This is a genomic window from Tepidibacter aestuarii (assembly GCF_934924865.1).
Taxonomy (GTDB): domain Bacteria; phylum Bacillota; class Clostridia; order Peptostreptococcales; family Peptostreptococcaceae; genus Tepidibacter_A; species Tepidibacter_A aestuarii.
This window is the reverse complement of record NZ_OW235315.1, coordinates 346,112-370,639: the sequence shown is the minus strand read 5'-3', so window position 1 is coordinate 370,639 and position 24,528 is coordinate 346,112. Positions and strand designations below refer to the sequence as shown.

The window sequence follows — 24,528 nt, the reverse complement described above, 5'->3', positions numbered from 1 at the left end:
ATCCATAGTAATCTATCTAAACCGAATAAAGTTTTTAAAAACTTTATTCGATTTAAAACTAAATTGATTTTGTAGAATCTCTTTCTATTATTTTGTGAGATATAATCTCTTTTTTAAATTCATTTTCATTTCCTTCTAATATGCTAAATAGTTTTTCACAAGCTCTCTTTCCAAGCTCAGTAGAGTTAATATCTATTGAAGTTATAGATGGATTTGAGTACTTTGCCAAGATACTGTTATTAAAACTGGCAAGCATTATATCCTCTGGAACCTTGTAATTTTTCTCTTTTATCTTCTTCATAGCTCCAAGACTCATAAGATCATCGGCAACTATAATAGCATCTGGAACATCATCTAAATTTAAAAGTTTATTAGTAAGTTTATATCCACTTTCTTCTAAGAATTTATCGAATATAAGATATTCATCTCTAAATTCTATATTATTATCTTTTAATGCCTTTTTATATCCTTCGAATCTGTTTTTGATAACTACTGAGTGAAGCTCTCCTCCTATAAAAGCTATTTTTTTTCTTCCTTTTTCTATTAAATAAGAAGTTAATTCATAGGATGCTTTCTCATTATCATTATCTACACTAGGTATATCATCATATTCAAGACAAGAACCTATAAGTACGAATGGAAATTTATTATCTCTTAAATATTTTATGGCTTCATCATGCTCATTAGAACGAGTAAGTATCAACCCATCAACTTTATTTCCTTTTATTAAGCACTTTAATATATCTATTTCATCTTCATTTTTATGACTTGTAGAAATTAATATATCATAGCACTTTTCAGATGAAACTATGCTTATACCTCTTAATGATTCTTGAAAAAATGGATTCATTAATATATCTTCTGTTCCATACGGCATTACAACACCTATAGTATCAGTCTTTTTATTTGCAAGTCTTCTGGCTATAGAATTTGGATAATAGTTAAGCTCTTGCATAACCTTTATAACTTTCTTCTTTGTATTTTCACTTATTCTAGTATCGTTTGATATAACCCTTGAAACCGTTGAAGGAGATACCCCTGCTTTTTGAGCTACATCCTTTATAGTAATACTCTTCATTCTACTACTCCTAACAAACTATTTTTAAGCTGTGCAATCGTTTGCATTAGTCTTTGTAGTGTCATTTTATCACTTATATTTTTTAAAATCAAGAATTAATTTTTAACTTTTCAGATTTTTCTACAAAGTTTTTACAATAGTATATTTTCTTCAGTTTCTATATCAAACAAGTGTATTTTATTACCATCCATAGCTAAAACTACTTCTTCATCATCCTCTATCTTGTATCTACCATTTATTCTAGCTGTTACACTTTCTCCATCTACATTTAAATATGCATATATTTCTGCTCCCATATTTTCCTGTATTTCAACTTTTGCATTAAAAGATGTCTCCTTAGACGCTTCTATAAACACATTTTCCATGTGAATATCTTCTGGTCTGATTCCTAAAATTACCTTCTTGCCTATATATCCTTTTTTCTTTAATACTTTACCTTTACCCATAGGTATACCTATTTTAACATCATTATATGAAGCTACTATATTTTCATTCTCTTCACTAATATTAACTTCTATTAAATTCATTTGAGGTGCTCCAATAAATCCTGCCACAAACATATTCTTCGGATTTTGATAAAGCTCTTGTGGAGTATCCATTTGCTGTACAACTCCATCCTTCATAACTACTATTCTATCCCCCATAGTCATAGCCTCAACTTGATCATGAGTTACATATATAAATGTAGTTCCAAGTTTTTTGTGAAGTTTACTTATCTCTGTTCTCATCTGAGTTCTAAGTTTTGCATCTAAGTTAGATAAAGGCTCATCCATTAAGAATACCTTTGGCTCTCTAACTATAGCTCTACCTAATGCTACCCTTTGTCTTTGTCCTCCTGATAATGCCTTTGGTTTTCTAGTTAATACGCTTTCTAAACCAAGTATTTTAGCGGCTTCTTTAACTTTCTCATCTATTTGAGCTTTAGGAACTTTTCTAAGCTTTAAAGCAAATGCCATATTGTCATAAACAGTCATATGAGGGTATAGCGCATAATTTTGAAAAACCATAGCTATATCTCTATCCTTTGGTGGAAGATCATTAACCACTTTATCTCCAATCTTAAGTTCTCCTGAAGTTATCTCTTCAAGTCCTGCTATCATTCTTAAAGTAGTAGACTTCCCACATCCAGAGGGACCTACTAAAACAACAAATTCCTTCTCTTTTATGTCTATATCTACGCTTTTAACCGCCTTATATCCATTGTCGTATTCTTTACATATATTATTTAATGTTACGTTCGACATAAAACCATCTCCCTTAAGTTTATTTAGCAACCTTATATAATCTCGCCTCATATGGCTTTAAGTTTATAGTAGATGTATTATCATGATGTTTTACATCATAATTAGATAATAAAAGCCCATCATAACTTAAATCAAAGTCATTGTATTCATATAAAGTATTAGTATCTTTTAGGTTACATATAACTACTACTTTTTCATTTCCTAAAGTACGAGTATATGAATATATTTTATCATGATTTGGTAAAATAATGTCATATTTTCCATATGTGAATATTTCATTTTCTTTCTTTATATTTATCATTTTTTTGTAAAAGTTTAACACTGATTTTGGATCATTCAACTGCTTAGCTACATTTATGTCCTTATAGTTAGAATTAACACCAATCCAAGGCTGTTCAGTTGTAAATCCTGCATTTTCTGTATCATCCCACTGCATAGGAGTACGGGAGTTATCTCTTGAAGTTGCCCATATAAGCTCCATTATTTCATTATGAGACATACCTTCATTTATTTTTATATTATACATATTTCTAGTTCTAACATCGTTATATTCATCTATATTTTTAAATGCTACATTAGTCATCCCAATTTCTTGACCTTGATAAATAAATGGTGTGCCCTGCATCATAAAATACATAAGTGCTAGTGATGTTGAACATTCTCTTAGATATTCTTTATCATTTCCCCAAGTAGATACGACACGTGGTATATCATGATTTTCAATATATAGTGCATTCCATCCCTTATCTTCAAGACCTTTTTGCCACTTACTAAGTACTTTTTTAAGCTCTACTATATCTAATTCTTTATTAGTTTGAGCATCCCATAAGTCTAAGTGTTCAAATTGGAATACCATGTTGAACTTACCTTGCTTTTCACCAACCCAAAGCTCTGCATCTTCAGTTTTAACTCCATTTGCTTCTCCCACAGTCATAATATCGTATTTTGCAAAGGTGTTGTCTCTTAGCATTTCGAGATACTTATGAATTCCATCTACATTCATATGCTTATCAAATGAAGGTACATATCTAAGACCTTCTTTATTAGGCATATCCTTTAATCCTTTTTCTTTATTTATATGGCTAATAGCATCTACTCTAAATCCATCAATACCCTTATCCAGCCACCAATTTATCATATTGTATACTGCTTGTCGTGCATCTTCATTTTCCCAATTCAAATCTGGTTGTTTTTTAGAGAATAAATGTAAGAAATATTCATCAGTCTTTTCATCATACTCCCAAGCTGATCCTCCAAAAATACTCTCCCAGTTGTTTGGTTCTTTTCCATCTTTGCCTTCATGCCATATGTACCAATCACGTTTCGGACTCTCTTTTGAAGATTTTGATTCTATAAACCATGGGTGTTCATCACTTGTGTGATTCACAACCAAATCTATTATTAGCTTCATATCTCTGTTGTGAACTTCATTTAATAAATTATCAAAATCATTCATTGTTCCGAATTCATCCATTATATCTTGATAATCACTTATATCATATCCATTGTCATCATTAGGGGATTTATACATTGGACAAATCCAGATTACATCTATTCCTAAATCTTTCAAATAATCTAATTTACAAATTATACCATTTAAATCGCCTATTCCATCTTTATTTGAATCCATAAAACTTCTTGGATATATCTGATAAGCTACCGCCTCTTTCCACCATACTTTTTTCATGTAGAACCCCCCTCAATATAATTTTATGCAAACGATTGCATAAACATTAAAAAAATATATTTGCTTACTAAGTTTATTATTAACTCTTTGTGCAAACGGTTGCATAAATGTGTAAAAAATATATCGAATTTTATACTTATTTGTAACTAATTTTCTTATTATAAGAATATTATAAATTTATAGATTCGTCAAGCGTTTTCCTTTAAATTTATAATATTTTTTAAATTTTCATTCAAATTTTAGTTATTATTTTCCTATAAAGAAAAAAATAGCTAAAGCTCTAAAGCTTTAGCTATTTTAATTTTATGCTATAACATCTTCACTTTCTGAACTATTTAAATCATCTGTGCTGTTTGTTCTCTTTGCTATTATAGGTAAGATTAATCCTAATCCTATAAGAATAAATGGAGTTAACACGTTAAGAGTAATTTGGAAGTACCACTGAGATGTATATGTTTCTACACCTTTTGGGAACATACCCATAATACATACAAATGCAGTAAATGCAAAACACCATAAACCAATTCCAAATCCTAACTTAGAATTCTTTACAAATTTATATTCTGAAGAATATTTTCCAGCAGCAGCTTTTCTTAAAGCCATATATGCTAAGAATACCCATAAATATCTCATTGGCATAACAACTGAATTTAAGTCTAATAACCAGTTATACAGTGAATTCATATCACCTATACCTAATGCAGGTATGATTATTAAAATACCAACTAAAACAGTAACCATTTTGTATCCATTAATTGGAGCTCCATATTTATTAGTTTTAGTTAATGCCTTAGGAATATATTTTGAATCAGCATCTGCTAATAATACTTTTAGTGGAGCATCGATTGATATCATTAATGCAGATATTTGAGCTGTTGTATTAGATAAAGCATATAAAATTAAGAATATATTTCCTAAACCATAATACTCACCTAATTTTTTAAATGCATAATATTGTCCATTCATCTTTAAATCTGAAGCAAGATTATTTGCATCAAACATCATTCCCATTGCATATGAACCTAATAATGCTGATATTGCTACCATTACCGCTAATGCAATCATTCCCTTTGGGAATCCCTTAGATGGATTTTTCATATTATTAATGTAAGGAGCTATTTTTTCTGATCCACCTACTGCAAATACTAGCATAGATATTGTAGTAAAGTATGCAAAGTCAAAGGTTGGAATAAATGTTTTAAAACTCATATCTGTTGTTGCAGGCTTAATACCTGTAATTGCAGGTGCCGTAATCATTAATAATATGTATAGTAGCGACATTACAAATACTGATGAACCTGCTATAGTTCCTATTCTCTTTAATGAAGTAATACCTCTTGATGCAATCCATACGAAACATATAAATACAAGTAATGAAATTGTTTGTAAAATCAACGGATCAATGCTTTTAACTATACTTCCATCTTGGAATACAGCCCAACTAAGTGCTATCATTACACTCTGAGGTTTCTGTGCTAAATAAGGTACATGCACAACCCAATAAGTCCATCCTGCTAAATAAGCTAATCTGCGACCCATTGTAGTTCCTATCCATGAGCTTACTCCACCTTTTCCCTCTCTAAAAGTAGATCCTAACTCTCCTACCATTAATGCATATGGGATAAAATACATTCCAATAATTAATATCCATGATACAATTACTTGTAATCCTTGATTAGCAAAGTTGTTAACAACATTACCAAATCCCCATACAATAGCGAAACACATCAAAGCGAGATTGCGCCACGTCATGTTTTTAGATTGATTATCACTCATAATATAAATTTCCTCCTGTCTAATTCAATTCTTGAAATCGTTTTCACGCACTATATGCTTTATTCGTTTTTCTATCCTCTTGATATTCCTTTTTAAGATTATCATTATTTTAACTGTTTTACAATCATTTTTTGCAACTTCGCTTGCATAACTTCACTCTTTATTGCTGTCTAAATTGCATTTTTTCTTAAGAATCTGCTTGAATTCCTTCTAAACCCCCTCATTTTTCACCTTTTTCTGAATTTTAACCAATTATATTTTAAATTATCATTTTTTGATTATTTGCAATTTATATTGCATATAATATTCAAAACTTGCATTTAATGAACTAATAGTTTTGTTAAACATAAAAAAACACCTGGTATTTTTCACAGGTGCTTAACTACTGAATTATCAAATTTTCATAGATTCTATTGTAACATTCATAAAATATTTTTTATTCTTTAAGAATATTATAATTTTCTTACATATAATAAAAATTATATGTAATTACCCATAACTTTTTAACATATTATTTTGAAAAATCATCTTTTATTAATTGTATTCTATTATTAATATGTGCATATATGCAATCCTGTGCTTTTTTTCCTTCTCCATTTTTTATGTACTCAAATATCTTTTTATGCTCTATAACTTCATTCGAAAGTATCTTGTAGTCAACATAATCATTAACATACATAAACCTTTGTGCATTAAGTTCATTGGTTATAGAGTGTAAAAATTTACTAAGTGTCTTATTTTTAGAGATTTCTGCAAGTGTCATATGAAATTCATGACCCATTTTTACAGTATATGATTTATTTTCTACAGCATTAATACTTTTTTCCAATATATTTTCTAATATTTTTATATCATCTTGATTGGCACGCTCAGCTGCTAAAAACGCTAATTGAGGCTCAATTATTAACCGTGTTTCCATAAGTTCAATAATTGAGCTATCACTTTTAAGTGACCACAACAAGTCCATCATAGCTATATTTTTTAGAGAATCTAAAGTCAAAAATGTTCCTCTCCCTGGTTTAGCTTCTACAACCCCTGATAATTCCAAAGATTTTAATGCTTCCCTTATAATATTTCTACTTACATTAAATGACTCAGATAAGGATAATTCACCTGGTATTTTATCTCCTGGAAGCCATTGACCCTCCTTTATCATTCGTATTATTTCCTTTATAACCTCTTCATACAAAGTTGTTTTACTGACTGGTTTTATCATTTAACTCCCTCCCCCTATTTAGTATATTATTTCTATTTTAATTACATGTCCAATTGTCATACATTAGCCTCATTAAAATTATAACATATTTTTTTGAATATTAGGAATTTTTTCCAAAATCAATATTCATATTTACTCACTCAAAAATAACTTATCCTTTACCTTTTGTTTAATTTTAAAAATACAGGTTAAAGGATAAGTACTCTTTATAATATATATACTAATTTAATTTTTATTCTTATTTTTTTATTCCTGTTTCTACATACTCTATAAGTTCATCAACTGATAAATCTTGTATTCCAACATTTTCAAGGGTTCTTCCCTCTTGAATATCATCTCCAAGCATATGTTTCGCAAGCTTTACTATCGTTTCCATTTTATCTACATTCACACCTGTCATCTTTCCTAGTGAAACTATAGGCAATAATGAGTTTGGAATATCTTCAAGTATATATCTAGTTTTAAGTGTTTTTTGACCCTTTATTCCATCGTACGCCTTAGTTGTTCTAACTAGTTCAGTAAGAGTTTCTCCTTTTGCATCATACATTTCCCTATATTGATCTTTTATAGGTGTTATTTTTACTCCAAACGCCTTTCCTATTTCAACTCTTTCCTTATCCATTTTTTCTACATATGCTCCAATTGATGGAGTAATTCCATCATAATAGTATAACCAATCTTCCTGTGATTCAATTTTAGATGTATTAAGAAGAGATGGACCTGGATGCATCATCGCATTTGTATTTTCAAGACTTGTTTTAATAACATTTTTTACTTCTTTAAACTGAGGAAATACTATATTTAAATTATCAATAACCCTTTTATTCTCTGTTGCTGGAAGCGCTGCTGTCATTACAGAATTTTTAACACCAAAAATATATGCACGACCGGGTTCTGTTGCTCTACAAGCATATAAAAGTGTATGAGCTTCTGCTACTACTACATCTGCACTACATTTTTCTTGTTCTAGGACATGTTTAAATTCCAATGCACCTAAAGTTGATCCTGGATGAATAAGAATTATTTGACCATTTTTTAGATGTGGTGCACATTTTCTTGCTATACTTGCATGATATAGAGAAGGAAGTACAACAACTACTATATCTGAATCTTCAAGTACCTTAGAAATATCTGTACTTGCTAAATCAACCTTTCCAAAGCCTTTAACTGCTCCATCAACATATATACCACCCTTATCATTTATAGCTTCAGTTGTCTCTTTATTTATATCATATAATTTTACTGGAAAACCCTTAATTCCTATATGTCCTGCCATTGACTGTCCTCCATTACCTCCACCTATAATAGCCCAATTAAGTTTTTTATTATTATTTTTCATTATAAAAACTCCCCCCTATATAAAGTGAAACTTAATTCAGATGGAGTTTTTACTCCAACTGAATTTTTAGCTTTTGGATAAATATGATTTAATTAAATAATTGTATGTATGTATAAATGTCCTACATTTACTAATAAAAAAATTCGTCTAGTTGCTACGCACTGACTCATGTCGCCAACAAGTCTCACGACTCTGTTGCTTAAAATAGTTGGAAATGTAGTTCTTTCATCAATGTTATCTACAATTAATCAATCATATAATTCACTTATAAGTAAAAAATATACAATTGTTTTATTGTTCAGTTGTATTACATTTATAATCATAAATAGTTATATAGATCATATTCAATTTTCCACATTATAAGTGAACATCTTAATTGACAAGTCTTATTTAATTGTCAGTTTTACTCAGCATCTATAATAGACTCTTCAGGACCTTTTTTTCTTGTTAATGCACTTATTATGATAAGTCCTAAAAAAGAACCAACAATACCAAATGCAGCATACGGTATTTGAGAGTGTATAATATTTCCATATACACATCCTATGGCTCCGCAGAACATACTTCCTATTGCCCCTTGAACTGTAAGGAATCCCTTATTTCTAAAAAAATAACCTACAAATATAGGACATAATAGTCCTGCAGCTGAAAAAGCATACGTAGCTACAAGCCATTTTAATGCATGTGGATAATATATTGCTAATGCAACAGCTGTGAACGTAACTACTACTGATAATACTCTTGAAAGAGTTACCATTTTCTTCTCATCACAATTCGGATTAATTATTTTGCTATAAATATCTCTTGTAAGATTTACAACTATAGATTGAACAGCACTATCTGTTGTAGACATTATTGTAGCAACAAGAAAACCTGAATATATAGCCATAAACCAGCTAGGAACCTGAGTTAAAAACCACCCTGCAGCCATTTCAGGCGCTAAATTTGGATTCATTGCTCTTATTGATAATCCCATAAATGATGACCATATATCTGCTGTCAAAATAACAACTGCACTTATTAAAAGACTCTTTTTTACCATACTAACTTTATCAACAGCATAAATACGTTGATAATACATTTGGTTTGTAAGACCACCTGGAAGAATAGATAAAGACCAAAGCAATACTGTGAATCCACCAACCGCTCCCATGCCCTTTGGAAATTCCCAAATTTCTGCCGGTACATTAGCAGCTATATTACTAATACCTCCACCCATTTTTATAGTGAATATAACAGATACTACTGACATTAAAAGCATCAAACATCCAAATATAAAATCTGTCCAAGCAACTGATGTTAAACCTGCTGGAAGGACATATGCCAAGCTTATTACTGCGAATACAGTAATTAATACTGGCATTGAAAAACCTGTCAGAGATGAATATAGCTTACCAAATGCAACTAACTGTGTGCATATCCATCCAAAAGGTACTATTACAGTCATAAATGTTGCCATTCCTAAAAGAAGCTTATTCTTTCCATATAACCTTTCTAATATTTCTGGAACTGTAGTAAAGTTTTCTTTTCTAAGCCATTCAGCTATTAAAGTAAGTATAACCAGTGTTGCTGATACTAAAAGTCCATATGTCAGTGCGGACCATCCACTTTTGTATCCAATTCCAACGTGAGCAACTAACATACCACCTCCCATGGCAGTAGCATATTGAGTCCCTACAATTACATACATTGGAAGAGAACGTCCTCCGACAGCCCAGTCTTCACCAGACTTTGTCTTTTTCCCCATGAAAAACGAGAGTAAACCTGTTCCAGCTAATACTATAGCTGTACTTATTGTCATTAACACTATAGGATTCATATAATTACCTCCAATCTGTTTTTTTATTATTAAGTTTTATATTTAATTGTACTACAACCATACATTAAATATTCCTTATTTTTTTAAATATTTTAAATTTTCAGAATTTGCATAAGCAAAAAAAAGATATTTGAATAACTTCTTTATCTAATAACAAACAATTATTTATTTTTATCCGAAAGCTAATACCCTAGGGGGTATATGATATATGAGTAGTATTGCCAAAAATTCACTTCTAAAATCAAAAAAAGGAGCATAAAAAACTTTTTTGAAAAGTTTTTTATGCTCCTTTAAATCCCTACATTATATCAAGAATGTATTTTTTTATCTCATTAAATCTTTTAGAAGTAACTATATCTTTACTCCTCTTTTTATCAAGATCTACAATTATCTCTTCTTTTACACTTGCAGGCTTATCAGATAGAATATATATTCTATCTGATAAGAGTATTGCTTCTTCAACATCGTGAGTTATAAACAATACTGATGTATTGAACCTTTCTAATACATTCAACAGCCATTCATGCATATTGGATTTTGTTATAGCATCTAATCCTCCAAATGGTTCATCAAGCAGCATTATATCCTTTGAGTTTATATAGGTTCTCATAAATGCTGCCCTTTGTCTCATTCCTCCCGATAGTTGAGATGGATATTTATATTCATATCCATCTAATGAGAATGCTTTAAAATAATCTTTTACTTTATCTCTAGCATTTTTTTTGCTATATCCTCTTATTGTAAGAGGTATAGATACGTTGTCTATTATTTTTTTCCACGGAAGAAGCAAGTCCTTTTGAGGCATATAGCTAACTCTTGAATCAGTATCTATTAAAACTTCACCTTCATTAGGCTTTATAAGTCCAGATATTATATTAAATATCGTACTTTTACCACTTCCACTAGGTCCTAATAACGATACAAATTCGCCTTCTTTTAGGTTTATATTTATATCATTTAATATTATTTTATCGTCAAAGTATTTTTTTATATTTTTTAATTCTATTTTATTTTGGTAAGTATTCATTTGTAAAAGCCTCTTTTACATCTAATTCGTTCTCTATTAATTTCTTTTCATACATCCAATTAGAGTAATTAGCCCATACACTATCCTTCATTTCTCCCCATCTATTAGCATCTGCTTTATATTCTTTAGCTAAATATTTTTGACTTTCAACAGCTATAGTCTTATCTATTTCAGGACTTTCTTTTAATAAAGATTCAACTGCATCTTCAGGGTTATTTATTGAGTATTCATATCCTTTAGTTGTAGCTTTTAAGAATTTTTTAACCATATCTGCATCATTATTTAATGTATCTTCATTTGATATTATAACAGGTGTATAGTAGTCAAGATTTTCGTCTAGGTCTTTAATAGATATAAAGTTTATAGGAATATTTTTCACATTTGCTGCTACTCCATCCCATCCATAGTATATCCATGTAAAGTCCACATTATTTTGAACACTTGTAAAGAAATCTTGCGATCCTATATCTACCATTTCAAGCTTGTTGTAATCTCCACCATCTTTTGTCATCAAACTCTTTATCATCTCTTGTTCTACTAAAGATCCCCAACCACCGTATTTCTTTCCTTCAAAGTCTTTTGGAGATTTTATATTTTTATCTACAAGTGATGCAAATCCAGAAGTATTATGTTGTATTATTGTAGCTACTGCTTTTATTGGAAGTGGATTTTTACTAGTTCTTGCATAAGTTACTTCTTCTTGATAACTTATCCCAAAATCAGCTTGTCCAGCTGCAACTAGTGCTGCTGCTCCACCTTGAGATGGTTGAATTATCTCAACATCTAGTCCTTCTTCTTTAAAGTATCCTTTATCCTTTGCAACGTAAAGTCCTGTATGGTTAGTATTTGGAACCCAATCAAGCACTACTGTAACTTTTTTAAGTTCATTATCTGAAGTTTTCTTATCTGCACATCCTGTTACTGAGATTATAATTAAAGTCATTATGCATATAATTGATATTAATTTTTTAATCATTTTATTTCCTCCTATTATTGTTTTTTTGCCATGGCATTAAAGCCTCCTGAACAACATCTATTACTTTAAACAAAATTATGCTAAGTACAACAATTATAAGAATAACTGCAAACATCTTATCTAAATTATACGAATGCTTAACCCTTAGCATATATACCCCTAAACCATAGCTTCCTCCTAACCATTCTCCAATAACAGCACCCATTATACTGTAGGTTGCAGCTACCTTAATTCCAGAAAAAAAGCTAGTCATAGAAGCTGGAAATTTAGCTATCTTAAATATCTGCATTTTAGATGCTCCCATAGTTTTTAACAGATTTATAATATCCTCATCAACAGATTCAAGCCCATCTAATAAGCTTATAACTATTGGAAAAAAGCAAACTAGAACTACCACTATAACCTTTGGCATAATGCCAAAGCCAAACCATATTACAAAAAGAGGTGCTATAGCAACTATAGGAACAGTTTGAGATACTATAACTAAAGGATACAAAGCTTTTTTTATTATCTTAAAATTATCCATAAGTATAGCTAAAACTAAAGAAAATGCTATAGCTATTATAAATCCTAAAAAAGCTTCATAAAGTGTAGTAACTATATGTACCTTAATACTTGGCATTATATCTATTAAAGCTGATATTACATCTGTTGGAGATGGCAATATATATCTTTGTACTATTCCTTTGTCTACGACAATCTGCCATATAAATAATATACTTATAAAAAATATAGCTGGGATAAATTTATTTTCTGTATTTCCCAATCTTTTCATGCATAGTCACACCTTTTGGCTTATAGTCTATTTTTACAATAGAAGCAACTCTACTAGCTCCTTCTTTTACGCATATCTCTTGAACTTCTTTTACAATATTTAAAAGAGTGTCCAAATCTCCTTCCATAGTAGTCTCCATAGGCCCAACCTCGTATTTTATATTACATGAATCAATGTACTCAATAACCTTATCAACGACATAATAAGTTTGTTCATCTGGTACCTTAGGTATAACTTGAATACTTACATTTGTAACTACTGACATAAAATCATCTCCTTTTATACTTTCCTTCATACATAAAAAAACCTTTACCCACATAGGATAAAGGTTTTATATACAAATAAACTTTACGAATATACATTCCCTACGCTGGCATTATCCATTTCAGGTTATAAGGGTCGAAATAACGCAACTTCCTCTCAGCCAAATTAATTTAGCTCCCCTCATTATTTAATTCATACTCATTTTATATATAAAATCATATTTAGTCAATATTAATATAGCTTTATTCAAAACCAAATCATACCAAATTCATTTAACTATATAAAAGTACAATTTAACTTAATATTAAAGGCTACTCTGTTGTTTAGTTTGTGTTTAATCAGATTAACTTATGCAAAATCATGTGTAACATTTAGAAGAAAACGAACATATTATTTAGTATACCCAGGTATGGTATATCAATAATAAAGGAGATGAGAATATGAATAATCTTTTAAGAGTTTGGAAGAAATACGGATATATTTTATTATTAATTTTTATAGTAGCTGGATTATTTGATAAACGAATTGCGTTAGCTGCAGTAATTTGTATGGTAGGACCTTTAGTCTTTGCCTTTTTTAATAAAGGAAGATTCTGGTGTGGAAATATCTGTCCTAGAGGAAGTTTTTTTGATAATATTATTTCTAAATTCAGTAATAATAAACCTGTGCCTAAACTTTTAAAATCAAATATCTTCAGAGTATTAGTTATTATTTTTCTGTTCTATATGTTTGGGAGTGGAATATATAAAAATTGGGGGAATACTGCAGGTATTGGAATGGTGTTCTATAGAATTATAGTAGTTACTACTTTAGTTGGAATATGTTTATCATTTTTTTATAACTATAGAAGCTGGTGTAATTTCTGCCCTATGGGAAGTATGACTGCATTTATATCTTATTTAAAGAAAGATAAAGAGGTACTTAATGTATCTTCATCCTGTGTTTCTTGTAGATTATGTGAGAAAAAATGTCCAATGGGTATTGTTCCTTATAATTATAAAGAAAATAAGTTAGATCACCCTGATTGTATTCAATGTGGGAAATGTATGACATGTTGTCCTAAAAATGCTATAAATTATAAACTATAACCAAACTGTCTACTCTATAGAGTAGACAGTTTAGTTTCATCAATATATTTTTAAATACATAGCAAAGTTTCAAATATATATTAAGCTTCTACCAGCTCATCTATATTTTTACCAGGTGGAACTATTGGATATACTCCAAAATCCTTATCTATATTACACTCTATAAACACAGGATCTTTTCCTAAATTACAATCACTTAAAGCTTCGTCTAGCTCCTCAATAGAATCTACGCTATATCCCTTCATACCGTATACCTTAGTAAGCAGTTTATAATCAGTATTAAAATCATTATCAGTTTCAGCGTATCTTTGGTCACAAAATAAATTTTGCCACTGTCTTACCATTCCAAGAGTTTTGTTATTTAAAAGAACTATTATAATTGGCAGCTTATATTTTGCTATAGTTAATAGTTCATTACAGTTCATATTGAAGCTTCCGTCCCCAGTAACTAACATAACCTGTTTATTTTTATTAGCTACTTGTGCACCTATAGCAGCTCCAAGCCCAAATCCCATAGTTCCAAGACCACCCGATGTTATAAATTGTCTATCATTTTTAAAATTGAAATACTGTGCAGTCCATAATTGATGTTGCCCTACATCTGTTGCTACTAATACATCTTTATCTAATTTCTTATTTAATGAACTAAATATATTTTCAGGATGAAATAAATCTTTGTCGACTCTATATTCTGACTTATAGTTTCTAATATTTTCTTTCCAATTTGTATTATCCTTTGCATGTACATATTTAGTAAGTTTTTGTAGTATTTTTTTTACATCTCCTACAACATGGTACTGAGATTTTTTATTTTTATTCATCTCAGTAGCATCTATATCTATATGTATTATATTAGCTTTAGGTGCAAATCCTTTAGAATTGCCTATAACTCTATCACTGAACCTTGCCCCTATAGCTATTATCAAATCGCTATTCGTTACAGCTAGGTTATTCTCTCTAAAGCCATGCATGCCTACAAGACCAAGTGATAATTCAGATTCTCTATCTATACTTCCAAGCCCCATTAAAGTATTTACAACAGGGGTATCCAATTTGTTTGCAAACTCGTTAAACTCATTGCTAGCATTTGCTATTTTAATACCTCCGCCTGCATATATAACAGGCCTTTTAGATTCGTTTATTATCTTTACTACATCTGTTAAATCCAAATCCTCTTCATATTCTTTAATCTCATCCTCATTTAAATTATCAAATAAACATTCTTCGTATTCTGCCAAGAATATATCTTTTGGAATATCTATAAGTACTGGACCCGGTCTTCCTGTAATAGCAATTTTGAAAGCCTCTTTAATTATTTCAGGTATATCCTCTACATTTCTAACTAGGTAGTTATGCTTTGTTATAGACATTGTGACCCCTGTTATATCTATCTCTTGAAAAGAATCTCTACCAAGCAATGTTGTTGGAACTTGACCTGTTATTACAACAAGCGGAATAGAATCCATAAAAGCTGTTGCAATACCAGTTACAGTGTTAGTAGCACCTGGTCCTGATGTTGCAATGCATACTCCTACCTTACCACTACTTCTTGCATATCCATCTGCTGCATGAATTGCTCCTTGTTCGTGGGCAGTTCTTGTATGATTAAAATGTCCATATTCATATAATGCATCATAAAACGGAATAACAGCCCCTCCAGGATATCCGAATAGTGTATCTACACCTTGCTTTTTTAGACAGTCAAGCAATAATCTAGCTCCATTCATAGTTTATCTCCTTCCCTTAATTATTTAAATACATACAGCTCCTTTTGAAGCACTCTGAACTATCTTTGAATACTTGCCAAGATACCCACTATAATTTTTAGTCTTTAAGTTCAAGCTTTCTCTTCTTATATTTAATTCTTCATCATCTACTTTAAGCTCAATAATACCTTTATCTATATCAATACTTATCAAATCATTGTCTTTAACTAAACCTATAATTCCGCCGTCTATAGCTTCTGGACAAACATGACCTATTGCCGCGCCTTTAGTTCCCCCCGAGAATCTACCATCTGTTATAAGTGATACACTATCATCAAGTCCCATTCCAACTAGTGCCGATGTAGGTGTTAGCATTTCTCTCATTCCAGGACCTGCCTTTGGTCCTTCATATCGTATTACTACTACATCTCCCTTTTCTATTTTTCCACTTAAAATACTTTCAACAGCCTCTTCTTCACTATCAAATACCTTTGCAGTAGATGCTGTTTTCATCATGCTATCTTTAACTGCAGATTTTTTTACAACTGCACCTTCCGGAGCTAAATTACCGAATAATACCTTTATTCCACCATCTTTACTGAAAGGATTATCTATATCCCTTATAACTTCACTGTTTTTTTTATCTTTTAATATATTTTTTAAAGGCTTTGAACTTACTGTAGGTACATTTAAATTTATTAAGTTTTTCTTTGACAGTTCATTCATCACAGCTAAAACACCACCTGCATTATCAAGATCTTCTATATGATAATTTCCAGCAGGGCTTAGTTTACACAGATTTGGGGTTTTAGAGCTTATGTAGTTTATATTATCTAAATTAACATCTATACCCGCTTCATTTGCTATTGCAGTTAAATGTAGAACTGTGTTAGTTGAACATCCAAGTGCCATGTCTACAGTTAATGCATTTTCAAATGATCTTTTTGTAAGTATATCTCTTGGAAGTATATTCTCTTTTAACAAATTCATTATTTGCATACCAGTCCTTTTTGCAAGTCTTTTTCTACTAGAATATACTGCTGGTATTGTAGCATTTCCATCAAGCGCCATTCCCAAAGCTTCTGTCATACAGTTCATAGAGTTTGCAGTAAACATTCCAGAACAAGATCCACAAGTTGGACATGCACTTTCCTCTAGACACTTTAATTCTTCCTCGTTCATTTTATTCGAACACACCTTACCAACACCTTCAAATACAGTTGTTAAATCTGCCTTTTCATTATTAAATCTACCTGCAAGCATAGGTCCACCGCTTACAACAATGCTAGGTATATTAATTCTTGCAGCAGCCATCAACATTCCTGGAACTACCTTATCGCAGCTAGGTATTAAAACTAACGCATCAAGACCGTGCGCCTTCGTCATTATCTCTATACTATCTGCTATTATTTCTCTACTAACAAGAGAATACTTCATTCCTTCATGGTTCATAGCAATACCATCACATACTGCTATTGATGGAAACTCAAGAGGGGTTCCTCCCTCCATTAGAACACCTCTTTTTACAGCTTCTGCAATCTGTCTAAGTTCAACATGTCCTGGTACTATTTCATTAAATGAATTTACAACTCCAATAAGAGGCTTATCTATTTCTTCATCTGTAAGCCCTGCTGCTTTAAGTAGTGATCTATGTGGTGCCTTAGTTATCCCCTGTTTTACTTTATTGCTATTCATATATAACCCTCCTATTTAGCTAATCTATTACTCTTCTATCCAAGACATCATACTTCTAAGCTCTTTACCAACTTCAACAATAGGATGCTCTAGTTCTCTTTTCTTAAATGAATTAAATACTGGTCTGTTTAGTTTATTCTCCATTATCCAATCCTTTGCGAATGCTCCAGTTTGTATTTCTCTTAAAACGCCTTTCATCTCTTCTCTAGTCTTATCTGTTACAATTCTTCTTCCAACCATATAATCTCCATACTCAGCAGTATCACTTATACTGTGTCTCATCTTCTCAAATCCACCTTCATATAAAAGGTCTACTATAAGTTTCATTTCATGAAGACATTCAAAGTATGCTACTTCCTTTTGGTAACCTGCATTAACTAATGTTTCAAACCCAGCTTTTATAAGCTCAGTTACTCCTCCACAAAGTACAGCTTGCTCTCCGAATAAATCTGTTTCTGTCTCTTCTTTAAAAGTAGTTTCAAGTACTCCAGCTCTTAATGCCCCTATTCCATAAGAATAAGCAAGACCTAACTCTTTAGCCTTTCCTGTATAGTCTTGATACACTGCAAGAAGTGCTGGAACTCCTTTTCCTTCTTGATAAACTCTTCTAACTAAATGTCCTGGTCCTTTAGGCGCTACCATAAATACATCTACATTTTTCGGAGGTACTATTTGGCTAAAATGTATATTGAATCCATGAGCAAATGCCAATGCATCTCCTTCATCTAAATTCGCCTTAACTTTTTCATCAAACACTTCTTTTTGCTTTGTATCAGGAACTAACATCATGATAACTTGACTAGCCTTAACAGCATCATCAACATTCATAACCTCAAGCCCATCTGCTTTTACTTTATCTCTTGATCTACTTTTTCCATGTAAGCCTACAACAACATCAACGCCGCTATCCTTTAAATTAAGTGCATGAGCATGCCCTTGACTTCCATATCCTAAAACAGCAACCTTCTTTCCCTTAAATACCTCTAAACTAGAATCCTTTTCATAATACATTTTACTCATCACAATCTCCCCTTTTCTTATAACGAATAGGAACTTATATTCATTTTTAAATTTTGGATAAATATAAATTCCGTTATGAGTTTCAAAAAAGTCTACATTTAAAATCTTTCAAAGAAAGACTTTTTTATATAACTTTTATCTCTTTTACATCTGCAAGCTTAGACATCTGCTTAACAACACTTCCAGTCAATCCTTCATCATATACAACTATATCCAAATCTATATGACTACTTTGAGACTTCATGTTAATCTCTTTTATATTAAATTCTTTTCTTCTAAGCACACTAGTTACTCTTATAAAAGAATCTATCCCCTGATTTAATCTCGCACAAACTCTACTTTCCACTTTATACACACCCTTTCTTTTTTATTAATTTAATATAATCTTAAAAATAAAAAAATCTTCCGTCCCTATAAATACATTTATTATGTATTTATAGGGACGAAAGATTATATTCGCGGTACCACCCTACTTGCAATCTCAAAAATTGCCTTCTCGATTCAGGTCGACCAAAGCTAAATACTTTAGTGAACCCTAACCATATATCGGTGGTAACCGTCCTTATTTACTCGAAAAATTTCTTTCAACTTAGCAACTCAGGAGTGATCATTACATACTCTGTTTAATCCAACTCTCAGCAAACGTTGGTTCTCTGTAATTAAACTACGAATATTTTTGTCTCCATCTTTGTTTTGAAATATTAACTTGTTTTGTGTTAATATGAATTATAAATGCTTTAACATTTAATGTCAATCATATTGTTTAATTTTTTTGAAAAAATATTATTTTATGAATTATCTGTATATTCATCATGCGAAATCAAATTTAATGACAACTTAGCTTTAACTACTCAAAGTTCTTTTTAGAATATAGAAAAAATAAAAGCAATCCAACTTAAGTTAAATTGCTTCTGTTTTTTCTATATTTTCAATTAGCATAATTTCAATTTTATCTACAGGAAGTGGTTTGCTAAATAAATACCCCTGGTATTCTTCACAATTTAGATCTTCTAAAAGTCTTAATTGTTTTTCTGTTTCGACCCCTTCTGCCAATACTTTTAGATTTAATGCTTTAGCCATATCAACTATAGCTCTCATAATAGAACTATCTATATTATTATAGCAAATCTTATCAACAAACGATTTATCTATTTTTAATATATCTATTGGAAAATACTTTAAATAACTTAATGATGAATATCCTTTTCCAAAATCATCTAATAGTATTTTTATTCCTTTCTCTCTTATTTGTTCTAAAACCTTATAAGCATATTCCTTATCTTTCATAGCTGCCGTTTCAGTAATTTCAATACTTATAAACGATGAGTCAATTCCAGTATTTTTCAATGTATATTCTATTTTTTCAAGAAAGTCATTTTCATAAAATGTTTTTCCAGAAATATTTACCGAAATATTTGGCGAAGTTATACCTTTATTTAACCACTCTTTAATTTGTAAACAAGATAATTCTAATATGTATTGATCAAGTTTTTTGATTAAACCTGTTTCTTCTGCTACTGGTATAAAATTATTTGGATAAATTAATCCTTTTTTAGGATGTTTCCACCTTACTAAAGCTTCTAATCCAGTAACTTTGTTTGTTTTAATATTTACCTTAGGTTGATAATGAAGAATAAATTCTTTTCTCTCTAATGCAACCCTAAACCTTTGTGCTATTTCAAGTTTTTTATCCATTTGCTCACTCATTATATCGTTATAAAATTCATAATTATTTCTTTGATTTTCTTTAGATTTATACATTGCTATATCAGCATTCTTAAATAAAGTTTCTACGTTATTTCCGTTATCAGGGAATATTGAAATTCCAATACTACAATTAATATCGACTTCTTTTTCTTTTAACGTAAAAGGGGTTTCAAAAATATCTATAATATTTTTAACTATATCTACTATTTCATTTAATTTATTAATCTCATTTAATATTAATACGAACTCATCTCCACTTGAACGAGCAATTGCATCTTCTTCTCTAATAATTACTCTTAATCTATTAGCAACTTTTTTTAAAATATAATCCCCAGCACTATGCCCTAATGAATCATTTATTAACTTAAATTTATCTAGGCCAATAAATAAAATTCCTACTTTAGCATTGTTTTTTGATGTTTTTTCAATAGATTCTGATAGTTTATTTTCTATAGCTCTTCTATTAAGTAAATTGGTCAATGGGTCACTAAATAGCAAGTAGTTTAGTTCTTTCAAAAGGATATTTTTTTCTTCAATAGCTTTATAAAAACCATATACAATTAATGCTATTCCTAATCCCAAAAAAGCTTTTTCAAATATAATGTTTTGCCACTCTGGAAATGAAATAAACTTAAGTTCATCAAGAGAATCATTGAATATTGAAATTGCAAAAACTGCAAACCCAATACTTAATGGTTTTACTTTAAATTCCAGTAAAATAATAAAACCAATTATAACTATAATAAAACAAATTCCTTCAAATATAAAATCACCAATATCTATATCCAAATTATTTTTTACTAATATAAAAGCTATTAATAAAAATAATGATATTAAAAAAACAAATATTTTTACAATATTTTTTTTATAATTTTTGTTATCCATAGACATTCTCCCATACCAAATTTAACATTATTAATTAAGTTAAATTTATAACAAATTCCAAAAGACTATTATCATATAAGATTCTAACTAACTAATTATATCAAATTCAACCAATAAAGACCATATAGAACAAATTTATACATATAATATAGTTAAAGTATTAAAACTTTTTTACATATTTCACAACTCAGAGATATGACAGTATATCACCAATCCATATATCAGATAATACAGTGATTGATCCTATTAAATGAGGAATTTTTTAACAACGCCATTTATTAAATCCAAAACAAATGTTTAAACAGCCACATTAAAAATCACGCCTATTGAAACGCTAACCAAGTAGCGTTATTTCAATGAGCGTGATTTTTCGCTTAAGTATTAAACTTTAGTTATTAAGAAAATAGTTTTCTCTAATCCATTATTTTAACTAATTTAAAATCCGTATAATCACATGATACCAAATGATACTCTATATTGTTTCTCACACCTCTAAGCCCTGCCTTAAAAGATTCTGTTCCATGTAGATGTCCATATATAACCCTTTCAACATTATACTCTTCATATATCTTAGTAAATTCAGATTCTTCTAGCTTGTCATTAGTTGGTGGATAATGAGTTATCACTATAAATTTTTCAAATCCAGCTTTTTTAGCACTGTCAAGAGATAACCTAAGTCTTTTAGCTTCTCTTTTATATACTTTTTCATCATCTTCATCAAATTTCACTTCATTAGGACAAAGCCATCCTCTAGTTCCACAAATTGCATATCCTTTATATTCATAAAAATTATTTTGTATAAATTTCATATTATCATAAAGCTTATTTAACTTGCTTATCGTGCTCCACCAATAGTCGTGATTTCCTTTTACTAATATTTTGTTACCTTCAAGTTCATTTATATCATCAAGATCTGGAATAGCTTGATTTAAGTTCATTCCCCAAGAAGTATCTCCAACTATAAGTACAGTATCCTCTGGATTCACCTTTTCCTTCCAATCAGCTATTATCTTTTCTTTATGTCCTATCCAGTTATCCCCGAATATATCCATTGGCTTGTCTACTACCTTACTAAGGTGTAGGTCCCCTATTGCATAAATAGCCAAATTTTATCACTCACCTTTTTCCATATTACGTCTTTATTATGAATTTAAAAGACCTTTTATTATTTTTACTACTATTCGTTTATATTATCCATTAAAAATTTTACTAAGTACTTTACATCTTGTCCAGTGCTTTTATAATAAAAATGTGCTTATAAGTTACTTATAAGCACATTTTTATTAGCTTTTATTGTATTTATCTAATATAGAATCTATCTCACTTCTTAACATTATGATTTCTTTTATATCCTCTATATCGTTTATCTTATCAAGTCTTACTTGGAAATCTAAAGCTTTTTCAGTTTCTCCTAAAATATACAGCTTTTTAATACTGTCTAGTATGTCTTTAACCGTAAGCGACTTCATTTCAAACATAACTTGAGCTCTCATTATCTCTTCTCTTATCTCACTCATTTCTTGATCAAGTAAAAACGCTGCATCTCCTGCACGTCTTAATCTATTAGCTATATCTTCAGGTATATCCTGTTGATATTTATATTTTAAAGAATGCTCTATAGTCCCCCAGAAATTCATAGCAAGAGTTCTTATTTGAATCTCAGCTAAAATTTCTTTTAATCCCATGGCAGTCTGTATAGGATATTTTATAATTATATGATAGCTTCTATAACCACTATTTTTATAATTTTTGATATAATCCTTTTCATATACTACAGTCATGTCTTGTCTACTGTTAATCAAGCTTACAAGACTATATATATCTTCAACGAACTGGCACATAATCCTAATACCAGCTATGTCTTCTATCTTTTCTTCTATTTCATCCATATGAACATCAAGTTTTTTTGCTTTTGCTATAATAGATGATATCTTTTTTACTCTCCCAGTTACGAATTCTATAGGAGAATATTCTCCATTATTTCTAAGCTCTTTTCTAATATTTTTGAATTTAACCTTTAACTCCTCTACTGCATATTCATATGGAGTTAATATGGTTTTCCACTCTCTTAATTCCATCAGCATCACCCTCTAGTCTGTATTTTCATAGTTGTGATTCCCCAATATATTTTAACATAAAGTATATAATGTTAACTACAATTACTTAAAATTTCCCATTATAATTTAGAAGATCATTACTTCATAAAATAATACATCTTCCCATTTTCGAATTGATAATCTATTTCTCCACCTTCCACAAGATATGAAATCATAGAAGATAGTGTAGAATTTGAAAAATAATATTCTTTATAGTTTAGTTTAAGCTCGTTGTATTCTATAATATCTTTTAACAAATCCTCTCTAGTATATGGCGTAGTCAAAAAATCTCTTATTTGATTTAAATATTTGTATATAACCTCTTTATTTATCTCTATTAATTTCAAAGCCTCTTCTTTATCTAGTAAAGCCTTTGAATGACCCATAACACAAAATTCAAAATCAATTTCCTTTATTTTATCTAGAGTATTTAGCTGCTCAGATATATCGAATAAAAAAGGGAAATTATATTTTTCTAAGATACTTTCATTAAATAAAGAGTCTCCAAGATATAATACCTTATCTTCTGTTAATACACCAATTGAACCTATACTATGTCCTTTAAGATCTATTATTTTAAACTTTTCGTTGTTTAGCTTCGTTTCACCTTCACAAACTACATCGTCTATACTAAACTTATTTTCTCTATTTTTAAAATAATCATCAAGTAATTTATTAGATCTTCCACCATATACATAAGTCGAAAACAAATACGGATTATCTATAAAAGTTTTTGCATCATTTGATGCTATAGACTTAGCTCCAGCATAATGATCTAATAATACTTTACTTGCTCCATAGTGATCTGAGTGTTCATGAGTATTAAATACATACTTTACACGAAGACCCTTGCTATCAAATAACTTTATAAGTCTATGAGCCCTAGAATTTGAAAGACCTGGATCTATAACAAGTACATATTTATCCTTAAATACATAAATCCCCGAATTAGTTCCCCCTTTTACATAATAGCTATGTCCTTTGATTTTCTCTAGTTCCATACTACCCCTCTTTTCTTAAAACAAAAAATTCGTCTACTCGCTAACGCGGTGACTCATGTCGCCAACGATCCTTACAGGCTCCGTTGCTCAAAATAGTCGCAAGTATCTCTTTCTTGACAAGTTCTCCAT

General features: G+C 30.1%; 20 protein-coding genes, 1 riboswitch and 1 other annotated feature. Of the genes, 1 reads left to right on the top strand and 19 read right to left on the bottom strand.

Annotated features, from left to right (window positions below; genetic code table 11):
* Nucleotides 1-58 precede the first annotated feature (58 nt).
* The 11 genes from M2214_RS01805 to M2214_RS01755 all read right to left on the bottom strand — a co-directional run bounded on the left by M2214_RS01805 (nt 59) and on the right by M2214_RS01755 (nt 13,202).
* The gene (locus M2214_RS01805) at nt 59-1,078 is read right to left on the bottom strand and encodes a LacI family DNA-binding transcriptional regulator (protein ID WP_248482132.1); all 1,020 of its coding nucleotides are present in this window, start codon (nt 1,076-1,078) and stop codon (nt 59-61) included.
* A 131-nt stretch (nt 1,079-1,209) separates the two neighbouring features.
* On the bottom strand, nt 1,210-2,322 hold the full coding sequence (locus M2214_RS01800) for an ABC transporter ATP-binding protein (protein ID WP_248482130.1): 1,113 nt from the start codon (nt 2,320-2,322) through the stop codon (nt 1,210-1,212).
* Between the two features lie 19 nt (nt 2,323-2,341).
* Nucleotides 2,342-4,009 (bottom strand): glycoside hydrolase family 13 protein, encoded by a 1,668-nt coding sequence (locus tag M2214_RS01795; protein ID WP_248482128.1) that lies wholly within the window; start codon nt 4,007-4,009, stop codon nt 2,342-2,344.
* A gap of 303 nt (nt 4,010-4,312) precedes the next feature.
* Nucleotides 4,313-5,785 (bottom strand): amino acid permease, encoded by a 1,473-nt coding sequence (locus tag M2214_RS01790; protein ID WP_248482126.1) that lies wholly within the window; start codon nt 5,783-5,785, stop codon nt 4,313-4,315.
* Nucleotides 5,786-6,296: 511 nt separating this feature from the next.
* Nucleotides 6,297-7,001: a FadR/GntR family transcriptional regulator gene (locus M2214_RS01785; RefSeq protein WP_248482124.1), complete on the bottom strand. Its 705-nt coding sequence runs from the start codon at nt 6,999-7,001 to the stop codon at nt 6,297-6,299.
* Between the two features lie 238 nt (nt 7,002-7,239).
* On the bottom strand, nt 7,240-8,340 hold the full coding sequence (locus M2214_RS01780; RefSeq protein WP_248482122.1) for an NAD/NADP-dependent octopine/nopaline dehydrogenase family protein: 1,101 nt from the start codon (nt 8,338-8,340) through the stop codon (nt 7,240-7,242).
* Between the two features lie 403 nt (nt 8,341-8,743).
* Nucleotides 8,744-10,159, bottom strand: coding sequence for a sodium:solute symporter family protein (locus M2214_RS01775; RefSeq protein ID WP_248482120.1), 1,416 nt, complete (start codon nt 10,157-10,159; stop codon nt 8,744-8,746).
* Between the two features lie 298 nt (nt 10,160-10,457).
* Complete coding sequence (locus tag M2214_RS01770) at nt 10,458-11,186, bottom strand: ABC transporter ATP-binding protein (protein WP_248482118.1); 729 nt, start codon at nt 11,184-11,186, stop codon at nt 10,458-10,460.
* Nucleotides 11,167-12,162, bottom strand: coding sequence for an ABC transporter substrate-binding protein (locus tag M2214_RS01765; protein WP_248482116.1), 996 nt, complete (start codon nt 12,160-12,162; stop codon nt 11,167-11,169). The genes M2214_RS01770 and M2214_RS01765 overlap by 20 nt, the downstream gene beginning before the upstream one ends.
* 1 nt (nt 12,163) lies before the next feature.
* Nucleotides 12,164-12,937 (bottom strand): ABC transporter permease, encoded by a 774-nt coding sequence (locus M2214_RS01760; RefSeq protein WP_248482114.1) that lies wholly within the window; start codon nt 12,935-12,937, stop codon nt 12,164-12,166.
* Nucleotides 12,909-13,202, bottom strand: coding sequence for a thiamine-binding protein (locus M2214_RS01755; RefSeq protein ID WP_099191607.1), 294 nt, complete (start codon nt 13,200-13,202; stop codon nt 12,909-12,911). The genes M2214_RS01760 and M2214_RS01755 overlap by 29 nt, the downstream gene beginning before the upstream one ends.
* Nucleotides 13,203-13,282: 80 nt before the next feature.
* A riboswitch (TPP riboswitch) is annotated at nt 13,283-13,392 on the bottom strand.
* Nucleotides 13,393-13,641: 249 nt separating this feature from the next.
* Between M2214_RS01755 and M2214_RS01750 the strand changes: the two genes are divergently transcribed.
* Nucleotides 13,642-14,289 carry a 4Fe-4S binding protein gene (locus tag M2214_RS01750; RefSeq protein WP_248482106.1) on the top strand — a complete coding sequence of 216 codons (648 nt, stop codon included), beginning with the start codon at nt 13,642-13,644 and terminating at the stop codon, nt 14,287-14,289.
* A gap of 80 nt (nt 14,290-14,369) precedes the next feature.
* Here the strand turns inward: M2214_RS01750 and ilvB are convergent, their stop codons facing one another.
* The 8 genes from ilvB to M2214_RS01710 all read right to left on the bottom strand — a co-directional run bounded on the left by ilvB (nt 14,370) and on the right by M2214_RS01710 (nt 24,399).
* Entirely contained in the window at nt 14,370-16,016 is a 1,647-nt protein-coding gene (ilvB, locus tag M2214_RS01745) for a biosynthetic-type acetolactate synthase large subunit (RefSeq protein ID WP_248482104.1), read from the bottom strand.
* Between the two features lie 24 nt (nt 16,017-16,040).
* Nucleotides 16,041-17,690 (bottom strand): dihydroxy-acid dehydratase, encoded by a 1,650-nt coding sequence (gene ilvD / locus M2214_RS01740; protein ID WP_248482102.1) that lies wholly within the window; start codon nt 17,688-17,690, stop codon nt 16,041-16,043.
* A 27-nt stretch (nt 17,691-17,717) separates the two neighbouring features.
* Nucleotides 17,718-18,710 carry a ketol-acid reductoisomerase gene (gene ilvC / locus M2214_RS01735; protein WP_248482100.1) on the bottom strand — a complete coding sequence of 331 codons (993 nt, stop codon included), beginning with the start codon at nt 18,708-18,710 and terminating at the stop codon, nt 17,718-17,720.
* A 124-nt stretch (nt 18,711-18,834) separates the two neighbouring features.
* A complete protein-coding gene (locus M2214_RS01730) occupies nt 18,835-19,056 on the bottom strand; it encodes an ACT domain-containing protein (protein ID WP_248482098.1) in 222 nt (73 codons plus the stop codon).
* Between the two features lie 89 nt (nt 19,057-19,145).
* Nucleotides 19,146-19,408 (bottom strand) — a binding site (T-box leader).
* A 202-nt stretch (nt 19,409-19,610) separates the two neighbouring features.
* The gene (locus tag M2214_RS01725) at nt 19,611-21,302 is read right to left on the bottom strand and encodes a putative bifunctional diguanylate cyclase/phosphodiesterase (RefSeq protein WP_248482096.1); all 1,692 of its coding nucleotides are present in this window, start codon (nt 21,300-21,302) and stop codon (nt 19,611-19,613) included.
* Nucleotides 21,303-21,715: 413 nt separating this feature from the next.
* A complete protein-coding gene (locus M2214_RS01720; protein ID WP_248482094.1) occupies nt 21,716-22,408 on the bottom strand; it encodes a metallophosphoesterase in 693 nt (230 codons plus the stop codon).
* A gap of 177 nt (nt 22,409-22,585) precedes the next feature.
* Nucleotides 22,586-23,380: a GTP pyrophosphokinase gene (locus tag M2214_RS01715; protein WP_248482092.1), complete on the bottom strand. Its 795-nt coding sequence runs from the start codon at nt 23,378-23,380 to the stop codon at nt 22,586-22,588.
* A 116-nt stretch (nt 23,381-23,496) separates the two neighbouring features.
* On the bottom strand, nt 23,497-24,399 hold the full coding sequence (locus M2214_RS01710) for an MBL fold metallo-hydrolase (protein WP_248482090.1): 903 nt from the start codon (nt 24,397-24,399) through the stop codon (nt 23,497-23,499).
* Nucleotides 24,400-24,528 lie beyond the last annotated feature (129 nt).

What these genes read in the sequence shown, in the direction of transcription:
- ilvB (WP_248482104.1), bottom strand. Translation starts at nt 16,016, where the DNA reads ATGAATGGAGCTAGATTATTGCTTGACTGTCTAAAAAAGCAAGGTGTA.
- ilvD (WP_248482102.1), bottom strand. Translation starts at nt 17,690, where the DNA reads ATGAATAGCAATAAAGTAAAACAGGGGATAACTAAGGCACCACATAGA.
- M2214_RS01725 (WP_248482096.1), bottom strand. Translation starts at nt 21,302, where the DNA reads ATGGATAACAAAAATTATAAAAAAAATATTGTAAAAATATTTGTTTTT.
- M2214_RS01755 (WP_099191607.1), bottom strand. Translation starts at nt 13,202, where the DNA reads ATGTCAGTAGTTACAAATGTAAGTATTCAAGTTATACCTAAGGTACCA.
- ilvC (WP_248482100.1), bottom strand. Translation starts at nt 18,710, where the DNA reads ATGAGTAAAATGTATTATGAAAAGGATTCTAGTTTAGAGGTATTTAAG.
- M2214_RS01710 (WP_248482090.1), bottom strand. Translation starts at nt 24,399, where the DNA reads ATGGAACTAGAGAAAATCAAAGGACATAGCTATTATGTAAAAGGGGGA.
- M2214_RS01775 (WP_248482120.1), bottom strand. Translation starts at nt 10,159, where the DNA reads ATGAATCCTATAGTGTTAATGACAATAAGTACAGCTATAGTATTAGCT.
- M2214_RS01760 (WP_248482114.1), bottom strand. Translation starts at nt 12,937, where the DNA reads ATGAAAAGATTGGGAAATACAGAAAATAAATTTATCCCAGCTATATTT.
- M2214_RS01790 (WP_248482126.1), bottom strand. Translation starts at nt 5,785, where the DNA reads ATGAGTGATAATCAATCTAAAAACATGACGTGGCGCAATCTCGCTTTG.
- M2214_RS01795 (WP_248482128.1), bottom strand. Translation starts at nt 4,009, where the DNA reads ATGAAAAAAGTATGGTGGAAAGAGGCGGTAGCTTATCAGATATATCCA.
- M2214_RS01715 (WP_248482092.1), bottom strand. Translation starts at nt 23,380, where the DNA reads ATGGAATTAAGAGAGTGGAAAACCATATTAACTCCATATGAATATGCA.
- M2214_RS01805 (WP_248482132.1), bottom strand. Translation starts at nt 1,078, where the DNA reads ATGAAGAGTATTACTATAAAGGATGTAGCTCAAAAAGCAGGGGTATCT.
- M2214_RS01770 (WP_248482118.1), bottom strand. Translation starts at nt 11,186, where the DNA reads ATGAATACTTACCAAAATAAAATAGAATTAAAAAATATAAAAAAATAC.
- M2214_RS01750 (WP_248482106.1), top strand. Translation starts at nt 13,642, where the DNA reads ATGAATAATCTTTTAAGAGTTTGGAAGAAATACGGATATATTTTATTA.
- M2214_RS01780 (WP_248482122.1), bottom strand. Translation starts at nt 8,340, where the DNA reads ATGAAAAATAATAATAAAAAACTTAATTGGGCTATTATAGGTGGAGGT.
- M2214_RS01800 (WP_248482130.1), bottom strand. Translation starts at nt 2,322, where the DNA reads ATGTCGAACGTAACATTAAATAATATATGTAAAGAATACGACAATGGA.
- M2214_RS01785 (WP_248482124.1), bottom strand. Translation starts at nt 7,001, where the DNA reads ATGATAAAACCAGTCAGTAAAACAACTTTGTATGAAGAGGTTATAAAG.
- M2214_RS01765 (WP_248482116.1), bottom strand. Translation starts at nt 12,162, where the DNA reads ATGATTAAAAAATTAATATCAATTATATGCATAATGACTTTAATTATA.